Annotated in this window: 9 protein-coding genes; all 9 read right to left on the bottom strand. The window is 72.1% G+C overall.

Annotation, left to right across the window (positions count from 1 at the left end; genetic code table 11):
- From ABZZ79_RS05705 to ABZZ79_RS05665, 9 genes are read right to left on the bottom strand one after another with little or no spacing between them, the layout of a single operon-like run.
- The gene (locus ABZZ79_RS05705; protein WP_356686832.1) at positions 1-1233 is read right to left on the bottom strand and encodes an O-antigen ligase domain-containing protein; all 1233 of its coding nucleotides are present in this window, start codon (positions 1231-1233) and stop codon (positions 1-3) included.
- Between the two features lies 1 nt (position 1234).
- Positions 1235-2755, bottom strand: coding sequence for a right-handed parallel beta-helix repeat-containing protein (locus ABZZ79_RS05700; protein WP_356686830.1), 1521 nt, complete (start codon positions 2753-2755; stop codon positions 1235-1237).
- 9 nt (positions 2756-2764) lie between these two features.
- A complete protein-coding gene (locus ABZZ79_RS05695; protein WP_356686828.1) occupies positions 2765-4732 on the bottom strand; it encodes an alginate lyase family protein in 1968 nt (655 codons plus the stop codon).
- Positions 4729-6915 carry a bi-domain-containing oxidoreductase gene (locus ABZZ79_RS05690; RefSeq protein WP_356686826.1) on the bottom strand — a complete coding sequence of 729 codons (2187 nt, stop codon included), beginning with the start codon at positions 6913-6915 and terminating at the stop codon, positions 4729-4731. Before ABZZ79_RS05690 ends, ABZZ79_RS05695 begins: the two co-directional genes overlap by 4 nt.
- Before the next feature lie 18 nt (positions 6916-6933).
- The gene (asnB, locus tag ABZZ79_RS05685) at positions 6934-8862 is read right to left on the bottom strand and encodes an asparagine synthase (glutamine-hydrolyzing) (RefSeq protein ID WP_356686824.1); all 1929 of its coding nucleotides are present in this window, start codon (positions 8860-8862) and stop codon (positions 6934-6936) included.
- Between the two features lie 3 nt (positions 8863-8865).
- Complete coding sequence (locus ABZZ79_RS05680) at positions 8866-10386, bottom strand: Wzz/FepE/Etk N-terminal domain-containing protein (protein ID WP_356686822.1); 1521 nt, start codon at positions 10384-10386, stop codon at positions 8866-8868.
- Positions 10383-11750: a Wzz/FepE/Etk N-terminal domain-containing protein gene (locus ABZZ79_RS05675; protein ID WP_356686820.1), complete on the bottom strand. Its 1368-nt coding sequence runs from the start codon at positions 11748-11750 to the stop codon at positions 10383-10385. The genes ABZZ79_RS05680 and ABZZ79_RS05675 overlap by 4 nt, the downstream gene beginning before the upstream one ends.
- On the bottom strand, positions 11747-13012 hold the full coding sequence (locus tag ABZZ79_RS05670; protein WP_356686818.1) for a glycosyltransferase family 4 protein: 1266 nt from the start codon (positions 13010-13012) through the stop codon (positions 11747-11749). Before ABZZ79_RS05670 ends, ABZZ79_RS05675 begins: the two co-directional genes overlap by 4 nt.
- Positions 13002-14318, bottom strand: coding sequence for a nucleotide sugar dehydrogenase (locus ABZZ79_RS05665; protein WP_356686816.1), 1317 nt, complete (start codon positions 14316-14318; stop codon positions 13002-13004). The genes ABZZ79_RS05670 and ABZZ79_RS05665 overlap by 11 nt, the downstream gene beginning before the upstream one ends.
- Between the last annotated feature and the right edge of the window lie 85 nt (positions 14319-14403).

Below are 14403 nucleotides of genomic sequence, written 5' to 3'. Positions count from 1 at the left end.
TCAGGTCATCTCCGATCTCTGGGCCCATCGCGGGATGCGTCGTCGAGGGACGTCGGGTGCCGAGAGGGGAGTGGCCGCGGCAGGCGCCGCCAACAGCGAGGCGGCCACGGTCAGATGCAGCAGATACGGCGAGGCGTCGCCCAGCCCGGCCTCGGTGTACGACGCGATCGCGCAGTAGCTGATCAGGAAGATCGCGCAGGCCCTCGACAGCGACGGTGGCCGCAGCAACGCGACGCCGCCCAACACGATGATGATCGCCGCCACCAGGACGACGCCGGTCATGCCCTGCTCGTGGTAGACGGCCAGCCAGCTGTTGTCGATCGGCAGCCCGCCGAACGACTTGTCGCCCAGGCCCGCGCCGAACAGGTACTCCGAGGTCGTCCGGGGCGCTGCCAGCAGGGCTTCCCAGACCTTGGCCCGACCGGTGAGGCTGGTGAAGTTCTCCTGGCTCTGCCCGCGCAGGAACCACGCCTGGAGCGCGGAGCCGAACCCCACCGCGGCCACGGCGGCGCACAGCACCGCCCAGGCGAAGAACCGGCGGGCGGCGGCGCTGGTCAGGACGAGCGAGCCGATCGCCAGCGCCAGCCCGATGAGCAGGCCGAGCGTGGCCGTACGGGTATGGGTCAGCGCGAGCAGGACGAGGGACGGCACGATGACCACCGCCGCGCTCGTCCTGTCGGTCCGGCGGCCCAGCAGGAGCAGCGCGGTGAGCCCGATGATCACCGCCGCGTACTGTCCGATCTGCGGCGGGGTGAGCGGCCACAACGCGCCGACCAGCCGCCCGCCGTAGAGCTCGGGCATGGCGGCGCCCGGCGAGATGACCGCGCCGGCGGCCACCGACCCGAGGACCGCGAAGTACATCCGGATGTGGTGCCGGACGAACGTCGGGCCGCCGTCCCACCAGCGGCTGAGCAGCCACAGCGTGCCGACGAAGAGAGCCAGCCGGCCGCAGCGGAACAGCGCGCCGAACCCGGACTCCAGGTCCGCGCTGGAGATCACGCTCGGCACCAGCAGCAGGGTGAGCAGGAACAGGAAGGCGCTGGGCCGGACACGCAGCGGGAGGTTGATGGCCAGCGCCAGCGCGAACGCGGCGACCAGCGCGCCCATCGTGGCCATCTGGATGAGGGAGCGGGGCAGCGGGACGATGGTCTTCGCCCCGGCGGAGCCGAGCGTGTTGAGGATCAGCAGCCCCCAGGCCGTCCCGACGAACTTCGACGTGTGGTCCGCGCGCATCTCAACCACCGTCCCGTGCGCGGAAGGTACTGCCCGCGTCCTGCCGGTACGGCGTGCCCTGCCACTGGACGGGGTCGAGTATCCGGCTCGGGTCGTGGGCGACGAACTTCCATGGTCCGACGTAGACGTTGTCGTGCCAGCGGTTGTGCTGCCTGCGGGTGATCGCCTCGGCCACCAGGTCGCCCTGGTACGGCGACCAGTCCGGATAGGTGCCGTAGTTGGCCAGCACCGCCATGCGGTCGCATTTCACCGTGCAGTCCACGACGGACTTGTCCAGCACGAAGCGGTTGCCGTGGATGTCCACCCGCTGGGTCTTCCACCGGCAGTCGGCGTAGAGCGGTGCGGTGGCGATACCCGGCCTGGCGCAGCGGCCGGTGTTCTTCACGAGCAACGTGCAGGCGCCGGAGGAGGTGTTGGCCGGGCTGTTGCAGAACCGGTCGGCGTTCTCCCACAGGGTGATCCCGGACCAGTTGTTCTCCAGCACGTTCCGGTAGATCTCGATCTTGTCCGTGCGGGCTGGGACGCGTGGTTCGCCGCCGGACTCGGACAGGTAGACGGTCGCGAACGGGAAGTTGTCGCCGCGGTCGGCGTGCTTGCGGCCGTCGACCCAGTTGTTGCGCCGGATCGTGTTGTTCCGGATGACCGCGTTGTAGCTGGTCTCGTAGATCAGCGCGGCACCGTCGTTGGCCTCCAGCACGTTGTCCTCGATGCGGAAGTCGTTGTTGTTGGTGTCCGCCCACAGCCCGGGTCCGCGGTTGTCGTGCACCCAGTTGCCGCGTACGTCGGCGCCGTCGACGGCCCAGAACTTGACACCTCCGGCGCAGCCGCAGCCCGGCCGCCGCCGCTCCCAGTCGTCCCTGTTGTTGCCCACGATCTCGTTGCCCTCGACCACCAGGCCGCTGATCCGGCCGGGCGCCTTGTACGCGTTCATGCCGTACTGACCGTTGCCGCGCAGACAACTGGCGCGGACCTGCTGGCGGGCACCGGCCATCAGCCCGGCGCCGGAGTTGTGCTGGATCGTCGTGTGCTCGATCACCCACCCGTCGGCCGAGTCGTGGTTGACCACGCCCTCGTTGTGCGGCGCGACGAACCCCTGCACGGTCAGGTGGCGGATGGTCACGTCGCGGGCGCCGCCGCCGAACGCGTACTGGTTGGTCTTCCGGCCGTCGAGCACCGCGCCCGGCGCGCCGAGGTAGGTGTTCCCTTCCTTGGGGATGACCTGGGCGTAGCGGTCCGGATCGAGCCGGTGCCTGCCCGGCCGGAGCCAGAACGTGGTGTGCGGGGGGCTGCTCTTGGTCTTCGCAGCCAGGTCACCGGCCACCGCGGGGTCGACCGTCACCGCGCCCGCCGGCGCCTTCGCCGGCCCGGCCGCCGGCCTGGCGCACACGCGGGCCACGGACGTGGTCGGCGCAGCGGTCGGCCTCGGCAGCGCGCTCGGCGTGTTCTCGCAGCCGGTCGCCGCCAGCAGGGCCACCGCCAGCGATGCCGCCGGCAGCGCCCGGTGCCGCCACTTGATGCCCAAGCGTCCTCCCTAGCCGCGGAACGTGAGTACGGTGGTGAACCCCTGCGCGCCGTCCGTGAAGCCGGTGCCGACCAGCGTGGTGGCGGGTTCCCTGCGTCCGAAGCCGGCGGAGTACCAGCCCAGCGGCGGGTCGCTCTCGCCGCGATGCGCCTGCCAGCTCAGCTCCCCGGGCAGGTCGAGCGCCGCGGAGCGGTCCTCGCCGTCCCGGGTCCAGGTGAGCTCCGCCCGGTCGCCCACCAGGTCCGCGGTGATCGCCGGGCCGAGGTGGAACGCAAGGCGCACCTCCCGGCGCGGGCCGCGCACCTCGTCGACCACCCGCAGCTCCTGGCTCGCCGCCGTCAGCTCCACCCGGCGGCGGTGCACGGAGCGCTGGTAGCCGTCGTGCTCGGCGCACCAGCGGGCCACCGCCTCGTCGGACGTGTCCGCGACCAGGACGCGGCTGCGGGCATGGCGGGTCCACAGGAACGGGCCGCCGGAGACGGACTGGTCACCGCCGTCCAGTTGCAGGGTGTTGTGGCCGAGCGTCGACCGGAAGTACTGCCGCCACTCGGGCTGCCCGTGGTAGCAGTACGTCCCCGGGTCGGCGAGCACGTCCACCCCGTCGTGCCGGACCTCCACGGACAGCGCGTCCGCGTGCGCGTGCGCGGCGATGGACAGGAATCCGTGCGGACCGCCGTCGCAGCGGCACCAGATCCGCGCCGGACCACGCAGGATGGTCATGCCCGCGTCGGCGAAATGGGCCGGCCGGCTCGCCGGCCGGGACACGGCCGGTGCGGTTCCGTTCTTCGGGTACGGCCGGATGAGCGCGGCCAGCAGCGGGGTGCGCACATCGGTGCCGGTCACCGCAGGCCACCAGGCGAGCCGGCCGAACACGGTGTCCCCGGTGGCCAGCAGCGAGCCCCAGCGGTCCGTGCCGCCTCCGTCCACGATCAGCCCGTGCCCATCGTCCGCGTCCCCCTGGCGCGGCGGCCGTAGCCGGTTGTCCATGACGGCCGCGAGCGCGTCCGTCATCCGCAGCAGCACCAGCCGGACCGACTCGGGGACCGGCACGTCGGCGGCATCCGCCTCGGCCACCGCGGCCAGGCCCAGCTCCAGCACCAGTCCGTGATACTCGGTGGCCAGCTCGCGGTTGAGTCCGGAGTCGAAGGTGTTGTCGCGCAGTTGCCGCTCCAGCGACCGCAGCGCGTCGGCACGCCAGCGCGCCGAGGAGGGGAACCATCCGAACGCGCAGGCCGCGGCGAACTGCCCGGCGGCCTCGGCGATGACGTGGTTGTTCGCCGAGGACCCCCGGCTGGGGAAGGCGGCCAGCCAGCGCTGGTGGTGCCAGATCTGGTTCAGCGCCACCGGGTTGTCCTCGAACAGCCCGGCCGCGCCCGGCCAGCCGTCGAGCAGCCGGCGGATCCACACCCAGGACAGCAGCCGGATCCCCAGCTCGATGCCACTGGTCCAGTGCACTCCGCGCAGGGGCGCGTTGGCATCCCACCACGACCACAGATGCTCGGCCACCCGTTCGGCGTACCGTTCGTCGCCGGTGACGGCGTAGGCGGCGGCGAGCACGGTGAGGTACTGATGCCGGGACAGCTCCCAGATCTGCTTGATGTCCCCGACCGCGTCCTCGTCGCGGTACGGCACGTCGAAGGCGTAGCCCGACGGAGCCCGGCGCCCGGTCTTCGGGTCGTACCACCAGTCCGGGTCGGCCAGGTCGTCGCGGTCCACCCCGAAGTACTCGGCGTGCCCGGCCATCAGCCGGTCCGCCTCGGCGATGAGGCGTTTCGCGGCGTCCGGCGGCACCGCGGCGATCGTCCCCGCAGGCAGTACCGCGGTGAACGTGGCACCGCCCACGCTCGGGCAGTCGGGCCGCGCCGACCGCCAACGCCGCCTGCGCACCGCGTCGGCCACCCGGCCGCCGACCTCCCGCGGTCCCATCCGGGACAGCCGCCGCAGGTACCAGCCCGGACTCCCCGAGTTCACGGTCATCGAGCCCTCGCCAACGTCACCGGCGCGCCGCCGGCCAGACCTGCCTGGACAGCGAGGGTGGCCGCCGTGGTGGCGACCAGCGACTCCAGCGGCACCGGCATCGGCCCGCCGGTCCGCACGGCCTTGATGAACGCGGCCAGTTCGGCGGACTGGCCCTTGTCCCGGGCCTTGGGCAGCCGCGAACTGACCCACCGCTTGCGGCGGTTGTCGTAGACAGCGGCACGGACGAAGTCGTCGAGCTTCAGGACCCTGCCGTCCGCGACGAGGTCCAGCGTCTCCTTGGGGAAGCTGGACGGCCCGGTGGTGACGTAGCTGATGGTGGCGGTGGAGCCGTCCGGGTACCGCAGTACGAGCTGAAGGTCCTCGTTGCCGGTCGTGGCGGTCGCGTACACCGACACCGGGTCGGCCTCCAGCAGCCAGCTCGCCGTGTCGATGAAGTGCCCGCCCTCGCCGGCGAAGCGCGAGCCCTCGGTGCCCTGTCGGAGGTACCAGCTGCCGTGCTGGAGCCTGCCCGCGTTGACCAGGTAGCGCAGGCTCGCCGGACCGGTCCGGGTGCCGAACCGCTTCCTGGCCTCCTGCAACAGCGGCGCGAACCGGCGGTTGAAGCCCACCTGGAGCCGGTCGTTGCCGGATTCCTCCACCGCCGCGAGCACGTCGGCCAGTTCGTCCTCGGTGAGCGCCAACGGCTTCTCCACGAACACCGCCTTGCCGGCCAGCAGTGCCCTGCGGGTCAGTTCGGCGTGCGAGCTGTGCCGGGTGACGACGAACACCGCGTCGATGGACTTGTCGCCGAGCATGGTGTCGAGATCGGTGGTCGCCTCGGCGAAGCCGAACTTGCGCTGGGCGTTGGCCGCGGACAGCGCCGTCGTGGTGACGACCGTCGACAGCTCGACGCCGTCGCGCTGCGCCAGGTGCGGCAGCAGCATCGACGTCGCGTAGTTGCCCGCGCCGACGAACGCCAGCCGCACCGGCGACGTGGCGGACCGGGCCGGGGTGGACGCTCCGCCGCCGCGTCTCACCGCAGGCACCGCCACCGCCGGGGCCTCCGCTTCCTCCGCTTGTCCGGGGTACCGGAACAGCACAGCCACGGCCTTCAGGTCGCCGTCCTTCAGGCGCTGGTACGTCTCGACGGCGTCATCGAAGTCGGCGATGTGGGAGACCAAGGGCTCCACGTCGACGCTGCCGCGGGCGAGGAGACCGAGGAAGCACGCCAGGTTGCGGCGCTCGGTCCAGCGCACGTAGCCGATCGGGTAGTCCCGCCCTTCGAGCTCGTACTCCGGGTCGTAGCGCCCGGGGCCGTACGAGCGCGAGAACCGGACGTCGAGCTCCTTCTCGTAGTACGCGTTCCACGGCAGGTCCAGACGGCACTTGCCGATGTCGACGACCCGGCCGCGGTCCCGGCTCAGCCGCGCGGCCAGCTCGACGGGCTGGTTGCTGCCGCCGCCCGCGGCCAGATACACCTGGTCCACCCCGTGACCGTCGGTGAGTTCGGCGACGGCGGTCTCCACGGCCGCGGACGCGGGATCGCCGCAGGCCGCGGCGCCCAGGCGTTCGGCGAGCTCGCAGCGCACCGGGTCGGGGTCGACCCCGACGACGCGGACTCCCGAGGCTGCGAGGAGCTGCACCACCAGCTGCCCGATCAGCCCGAGGCCGACGACCAGCGCCACCTCGCCGAGCTGCGGCTCGCCTTGGCGCACCCCCTGCATCGCGATCGACCCGACGGTGCCGAAGGCCGCGTGCCGGGGCGCGAGACCGTCCGGCACCGGGGTGTAGAGGTTCTTCGGTACCCAGTTCAACTCGGCGTGCAGCGCGTGCTCGTTGCCGGCGCAGGCCACGAGGTCGCCGACCTTCACGTCGTCGATCCCGGCGCCGACCTGCTCGACCACCCCGCACAGCGAGTAGCCCAGCGGCGTGTAGGAGTCCAGCTTGCCCATCACCTTGCGGTAGGTGGCGGGGACCCCGTTGGTGGCCACGCTCTGCATGACCTTGGCCACCTGGTCCGGCCGGGAGCGGGCCTTGCCCAGCATCGACATGCCGGCCTCGGACACCTTCATGAGCTCAGTCCCGGTGGATATCAGCGAGTAGGCGGTCCGCACCAGCACACCGCCCGGCTTGCACCCCGGCACCGGCACGTCGAGCACCGTCAGCTCGCCGCTCTTGTAGTTCTGCACAACCTGTTTCAACCGAAGTCCCCTTGATTTCTACGCCGTGGCGTTCTGGCCGGACCCGGAGGTCGCGCCGCGATACCAGTACTCGAGGGTCAGCACATGCCATAGATGCTTGGAGAAGTCCCGCTGCCCGGCGGCGTCCTCGGCGACCATGCGCGCCAGCGCGTCGCGGCGCAGCAGCCCGGAACCGACGAGCACGCCGTCGTGCACCACCTCGCGCACCAGCGGTGCCAGGTCCCGGCTCATCCAGGCGCGCAGCGGGGCGCTGAACAGGCCCTTGGGCCGGTACACGATCTCCCGGGGCAGGACGGAGGTGGCCGCTTCCTTGAGGACGGCCTTGCCCTGCCGTCCGGCGATCTTGCGGTCACCCGGCACGGCGAACGCCGCCTTGACCACCTCGACGTCCACGTACGGCACCCGCACCTCGGTCGACGCGGCCATGCTCGACCGGTCCGTGTAGGCGAGGTTCAGGCCCGGCAGGAACATCCGGGCGTCGCCCAGGCACATGCGGTTGACGAAGTCGTCGAGGTCGTTGTCCTGGTAGATGTCCGCGTGCTCGGTCAGCACGTCGTTGACCGTCCCGGCCAGGTCCGGATCGATCAGGGCGAGCAGCTCGTCCCGGTCGTACATGGTGTAGCTGCGCCGGAAGGCGGTCTCCTCCGGCAGGTCAGCGAAGGAGAGGAACCGCTTCGCGAAGCGCACCGACCGGTACCCGCGGCGGGCCGTGGCGACCGGCAGCCGGTCCACGGCCCTGGACAGGCCGCGCCGCAGGGGTCGCGGGACGCGCTGGTAGCGCAGCGCGAGCAGGTTGGCCAGGTGCTTGCGGTAACCGGCGAACAGTTCGTCGGCACCCATTCCCGAGAGCATCACCTTGACCCCGGCCTCCCGGGCGGCCGAGCAGATCAGGAACGTGTTGATCGCGGCGGGGTCGCCGATCGGCTCGTCCAGGTGGTACGTCATCCGCGGCAGCAGGTCGAGCACGTCGGGAGCGATCTCGATCTCGTGCAGGTCGACGCCGAACTGCTCGGCCACCCGCCGGGCATAGCGCAGGTCGTCCGGCATCGCCTCGAATTTGGCGTCCTCGGCGCGGAACCCGATCGTGTAGGCGGAGATCCCTGGTCGGTGGCGGGCCGCCAGCGCGGTCAGGTAGCTGGAGTCGAGCCCGCCGGAGAGGAAGGTCGCCACGGGTACGTCGGAGAGCAGGTGGCGCCGGGTCGACTCCTCGACGATGGCGGCCAGGTCCGGTCGCTCACCGCTGAGGGCCCGCTCCCGGCCCTCGGCGGCGACGTCCTTCAGATGCCAGAACCGGCCGCGCTCCACCCGGCCGTCGGCCCGGCACCTCAGCCAGCTCCCCGGCGGCAGCTTCTCCGCCTCGCGGAACGCGCACCGTGAGTCCGGCACCCAGTAGTACAGCAGCGAGGCCACCAGCGCCGCGTGGTCCACCTCCAGCGACCCGCCGGTCACGGCGGCGAGTGCCTTGAGCTCGGAGGCGAACACCAGACCCTCGCCGCGCCGGAGCAGGAACAGCGGCTTGATGCCGAGCTGGTCGCGGGCGAGCACCAGGTCACCGGTTCGCTCGTCGAAGATCCCGAACGCGAACATGCCGCGCAGCCGGGGCAGACAGTCCGTGCCCCAGCGCCGCCAGGCCTCCAGCAGCACCTCCGTGTCCGAGGTACCGCGGAAGCGCACCCCGGCGGCCGACAGCTCGGCACGCAGCTCGGGCGCGTTGTACAGCTCGCCGTTGTACGTCAGGACGAGGCCGTCCGAGACCATCGGCTGGGCGCCGGTCTCGGACAGGTCGACGATGGCCAGCCGACGGTGCCCGAGGTGCACCTCGCCGTCACCGGCGGGGTGGCTGTAGCGGCCCGCCCCGTCCGGACCGCGGTGGGCGAGGGTATCGGTGAGCCGGTCGGCGACGGCCTTCCCGTCCGGCCATCGGTAAGCGCCTGCGATGCCACACATGTCCTACCGCGCCTCCTGGTCGCTGTCCGGGACCCGCGCCGCCCGCATCGGCAGCCGCTCCGTCCCCCGCCGGCCCGTCCCGTTCTGCCGGGCGGGCCGCTCGTTCTGGCCGCGCGGCGCGGTGTGCGGCCCGTCCCACAGCGTGCCGTCGGTCCGGTCACGCGGGTCGGGGTCGATCAGCACCACACCGATGACCGCGATGCGCTGGTCCGCGAGCTGCCGCGCCACGGTGTGCAGCCATGCGGCGCTGCCGTGTCCGGCACGCACGACGAGCACGGTCCGAGTGCCGAGGTACTGGAGGTCGGTCCACGCCGTGCCGGGCGCCACCGAGCCGACGCCGAGCCGGCGTTCCTGCCGCGCCACGGCCGCGGCACGCTCGCCGCTGACCACGGCCGGGGCTGCCGGCTTCGGGCGGCGCTTGGCGAGCTGCGGGCCGGGCAGAGAGTCGATGACGACCACCGGCTCCTCCGCCGCCAGTGCCCTGGCGAGGTCCAGGGCGATCACGCTCGTGCTGCGCGCACAGCCCAGTTCCAGCAGCGACACCGGTTCCACGGAGACGCGCACGGTGCGGGCCAGGGACGTGGTGAGCCGTTCGCGTGCGGCCCGGACCCGCCGGCGCCGCCACAGCCTGGCCGGCCGGCGGGGGAGCTCCGCGATGACCGAGGCGCCGAGGTTCGCCGCGATCTGCCGGCGCAGCACGGGGCGGTCCGCCACCACCGTGCCGACCGCTGCCACCGCGAGCCCGAGGACGAGCCCGAGGACGAGCCCGATCGCGCCGTTGGTGGCGGCGGTCCTGGGCAGGGAGTACCGCACCGCGCGCGGTGCGTCCACGATCTGTGTGCCGGCGATGAGCCGGGGTGTGCCGACGCGCGCCTCCGCGGCGCGCTGGCCGAAATCGGTGATCCGGGAGGTGAGTTCGGCCCGGCGGGCGAAGAGCGATTCCATGTCCGCCGACGCCTTCGGCCCGCTCTCCGGCGATCCTTCTCCGATCGCCCCGTTGACCTCGGCGAGTTCGTCCCGCATGCGGTCACGCTGGTCGAGCAGGCTCTTGGCCTCGGCGTTCGCGGCTTCCTGAATCCGCCTCACATGGTCCGCGACGAATGCGTCGGCCAGCGCCTTGGCGCGGGCCGCCGCTTGGGCGTCGCTGTCACCCGTCACCGTGATCTGCAGCAGGTTGTTGGTCAGGCCGATGCCCTCGTAGTCCCGCATGAAGTCCTCTGGCTTTTCCCGGGACTCAAGGGACCGCAGGGCCTCGTCGGCGATCCGCGTGGTGTGCAGCAGCGCGACGTCGGTGCGGATCAGCGTTCCGGGGTCGTTCGGCTGGTCCGCCTGATGCGCGACCAGCACCTTGGTCACCGCGGTCGGCGGCGGTGGCAGCAGGACCGCGACCGCCACGCCGATCAGCAGCCCCAGCAGCGCCGCGGAGCACCACAGGCGGCGCCGCCTGCGCACCGCCACCACCAGCACCTGCAGGTCCAGCAGCGGAGCGGCGGCCGACGGCTGGGGAGTTGTACTCGTCGTCACCGTGAACCTCCCGTCGCGTCGCTGCCGACCGCGAGCGACGGCGCGGCGGCATCCCGAGGATGGCCGCCGGACCGGGTCGCAGGCGCCCAGACCGTGCCGGCGAGGACGATGCCGACGACCTCGTGTCCGGCGTCCGCGCACGCCTCGGCGATACCGGCGAGTTCCCCCGCGGTCCAGCTGCCCGCGCTGAGCACGACCAGCGCACCGGACTCGTTGCCGCGGTCCGGCACCATGGGCTGGGACACCGAGACCCGCACCACCCGCAGCAGCGGATCGCTCTCGGCCTCGGCGACGAGCAGCCCGGCGGCCCGGCCGGCGATCTCGTCGCCGTCCGGGACGACGACCAACAGCCGCCGGGGGGCCGGCAGCTGGCCCCGCAGGCGGGCGCACACCCGCCGGTAGCGGATCCGCCGGTCGGCCTCGCCGCCGGACGTCCGCGGGGCGGGGATGTCCCACCGGATGTCGACGCCCAGCAGCCGGCGGATCCGGGCCCGCGGGCCACGGCCGTCCGGCCGGTGCACGGGCCGTTCACCGGGTACGTCGACGCTGCCCAACAGCGCCGAGCCCAGCGCCGCGGCGATCTCCGGTTCGGTGCGCAGCCGGCGGCTCATCCGCGCGGCGGTGAGATGGCCGATGACCGCGAGCAGGAAGAACAGCAGCGCCCCGGCGACGATGAGCTGCATCCTCGTCGGCGGTGCCTCACCGGTCGGCCGGGCCGCCGGCCCCATGACGACCAGGTTGGCCTGGTTGGCAGCCGGGTCGGCCTCGTCGAGCTTGTTGACGGCCTCCTGCAACGCGGTGCGCAGCTTCGCGAGTTCGGTGCGCGTCTGCACGCTCTCCACGGTCTGCCCCGGACCGGCGGTGTCGGCCAGCTCGGTGATGCGGCGGCTGGCCGTCACCACCATCTGCCGCAGTGCCTCGGGCCGCTCCGCCGCTTCGGGGTCGGTGTCCTCACCCGCGATCCGCGCGGCGAACGTGACGAACTGCTGGGCCACCTCGTCGGAGAGTTGCTGTGCGCGCTCCGGGGTGTCGGCCGTGCCCGAGATCTTGATGATGTTCCCGTCGGTGGCCTCGGCGCTCACCCGGTCCCGCAGCTCGATGCCGCTGCCCCCGGTCCAGTCGAGCGTGGCGGCGGCGCGGTCGACCACCACCGAACTGGTCGCGATCTCCGCCTGGGTCAGCAGCTCGCGCTCCTCCCATGCCCCCGGCAGCAGTACCGATGCCGAGGTCGTGTAGCGCGGCGGGAACAGCACAGAGGTGCCGTAGCCGACGAGCGCACCCACCACGGTGAGGATGGTGAGAAGCCGCCAGCGCCGACGGACAATTCGTCCGATCGTGACCAGGCGTATCGTGTCGTCGTTCAATGGAGCGGTCTCCTCCTTGCCCGGTCCGGGCGGTTCGCCGATACCGGAGTGCGGTCACGGGAGGCAGCGGCGTAGGCGGCGAGCAGCGATCGCTGGGAGTTGCGCCAGGAGAGCGGCCCGCTGATCCGCTCCTGGCCGGTCTCGCCCATCTGGGCCCGCTTCTCCGGGTCGTCCAGCAGCAGCGCGATGAGCTTGGCGAACTCGGCCTCGTCGTTGGCGGGCGCGTAGACGGCGGCGTCACCGGCGGAGACTCGCGCCTCCCGGAGGTCGAACGAGACGATCGGACGGCCCATCACCATGTACTCGAGGACCTTGTTCATGGTCGACACGTCGTTGAGCGGATTGTGCGGGTCGGGGGAGAGGCACACGTCCGCGGTGGACAGATAGCGCACCAGATCGGCGTCCGCGATGCGCCCGGTGAACTCCACCTGTTCCGAGAGCCCGAGCCGCCGGGACAGCTCCACCATCGCGTCGAAGGTGTCGCCGGCGCCGACGAACACCGCGTGCCAGTCGTTCCGCCCGAACTCGTCGCGCAGCTTCGCCAGGGCCCGCAACGCGTAGTCCACGCCGTCCTGCGGCCCCATGACGCCCAGGTAGCACAGCAGATGGGGCTTGCCGCCCTTCAGCTCCGGCTCGGGCGGTACGGGATGGAAGCGGTCGATGTCGGGTGCGCTGCGCACCACGAAGACGTCCTCCGGGCGTCGGCCGCCACGGCGCACCGCGACGTCCCGGTAGCTCTCGTTCGTGGCGAGTACGACGTCCGCGGCGCGGTAGGTCAGCCGTTCCAGCGCGCACACGGCGCGGTAGAGCAGATCTTCGCCGCGGCCGAACCGGGAGAGATACAGCTCGGGTACCAGGTCGTGCTGGTCGAAGACGAACCGTGCTCCGCGCCGCTTCAGCCACAGGGCCGGCAGGAACAGCAGGTCGGGCGGGTTGCAGGCGTGGACCACGTCCACGGGGCCGACCTTCCGGGCCAGCCGGACCGTATGCCACAGCGCCGACCCGTACTCGCGCAGGTAGCCGGCCGGCCCTCCGGTGGCCGCGCGCAACGGGTAGCGGTGGATCCGCACCCCGTCGATCTCCGCCTCCGCCTCCGTGTCCCGCTTGACGCCCCGCGGACAGATGACGTGCACATCCCAGCCCGCGTCGCGCAGCGTCGTGCACTCCTGCCACACCCGCCGGTCGAACGGCACCGACAGGTTCTCCACGAGGATCAGCGCACGCCGGTCCGGCCGGTCGGCGCTGGTCGTGTCACCAAGCAAGGCCCATGTACCCCGGTTCGGCCCGGCGCGCCTCGGCGTCGGGGAGGTGGATGAGGTCGACGATCACCGTGCCGTCGCCATGGGGCAGCGCCGACAGGACGGCCGGATCCCGGGTCCCGACGAGGCACACCTCGGCGTGTTCGAGCACCTCGTCGACGGAGTCCGCGAGCAGTTGCGCGAGATGCGGCAGCCGGGTCTCGATGTACTCGCGGTTCGCGCCGAGCAGCCGGGAGAGGCTCACGTTGGCGTCGTAGATCCGCAGGTCGTAGCCCTTGCCGAAGAGCCTCTCCGCCAGCTCGACGAGCGGGCTCTCACGGAGGTCGTCGGTGCCGGGTTTGAAGGACAGCCCGAACAGGCCCGCCCGGCGCTTGCCGGTGCGCTCGACCAGCTCCACCGCGCGCTGAAGGTGGTCGGAGTTGGAGGGCAGCACATGGGAGAGGATGGGCACCGAGACGTCGGCCCGCTGCGCCGCGTGGACCAGGCTGCGCAGGTCCTTGGGCAGGCAGGAGCCGCCGAAGGCGAAGCCGGGCCGCAGGTAGGCGGGGCTGATGTTCAGCTTGCGGTCGGCCAGGAACACGTCCATCACCTGGTGCGAGTCCACGCCGAGCGCCTGGCACACCGCGCCCAGCTCGTTCGCGAAGCCGATCTTGAGGCCGTGGAACGCGTTGTCCGCGTACTTGATCGCCTCGGCCGTCGGGATCGGCACCCGGAACACCTCGCCGGGCAGGCCGTCGTACAGCGCCGTCACCGCATCGCCGCTTGCCGGGTCGAGCTCGCCGATGACGGTCTTGGGCGGGTCGAAGAAGTCCCGCACGCTCGTGCCCTCACGCAGGAACTCCGGGTTGACCGCGACCCCGATGTCCACCCCGGCCGTGCCGCCGACGTACTTCTCCAGGATCGGCACCAGCAGGTTCAGACAGGTGCCCGGGAGCATGGTGCTGCGGAACACGACGGTGTGCCGCCCGCCCCGCTCGGCCAGCGCGGCGCCGATCTGCTCCGTGACGCGCTCCAAGTAGGTGGTGCACAGGCTGCCGTTGGGCTCCGACGGCGTGCCCACGCAGACCAGCGACACCTCGCTGTCCATGATCGCCTCGCGGACGTCGCCGGTGGCGCGCAACGCCCCGCTCCGCACGACCTCGGCGATGAGCTCGCCGATACGCTCCTCCACCACCGGGGCCTTGCCGTCGTTGACCAGGTCGACCTTCACCTGACTCACGTCGACCCCGATGACCTCGTGACCCATGCTGGCCAGGCACGCGGCCGACACACAGCCCACGTAGCCGAGCCCGAAAACACTGACCCTCATGACTCGTTCCTCCCCCCAGGCAGACCCCCCAGGCAGACCCTCCGGGCCTGCGGTCCGTGCGCCGGCCGGAAGACGACTCCCGCGC

Origin of the sequence: Streptomyces sp. NPDC006458 (assembly GCF_040612135.1) — a bacterium.
In the GTDB taxonomy this organism is placed as follows: Bacteria; Actinomycetota; Actinomycetes; order Streptomycetales; family Streptomycetaceae; genus Streptomyces.
Note: the sequence above shows the minus strand (reverse complement) of the source record. Positions and strands in the feature narration are given on the sequence as shown.

Coding starts and splice junctions, on each gene's coding strand:
- ABZZ79_RS05705 (WP_356686832.1), bottom strand. CDS start 1,233: ATGCGCGCGGACCACACGTCGAAGTTCGTCGGGACGGCCTGGGGGCTG.
- ABZZ79_RS05695 (WP_356686828.1), bottom strand. CDS start 4,732: ATGACCGTGAACTCGGGGAGTCCGGGCTGGTACCTGCGGCGGCTGTCC.
- asnB (WP_356686824.1), bottom strand. CDS start 8,862: ATGTGTGGCATCGCAGGCGCTTACCGATGGCCGGACGGGAAGGCCGTC.
- ABZZ79_RS05665 (WP_356686816.1), bottom strand. CDS start 14,318: ATGAGGGTCAGTGTTTTCGGGCTCGGCTACGTGGGCTGTGTGTCGGCC.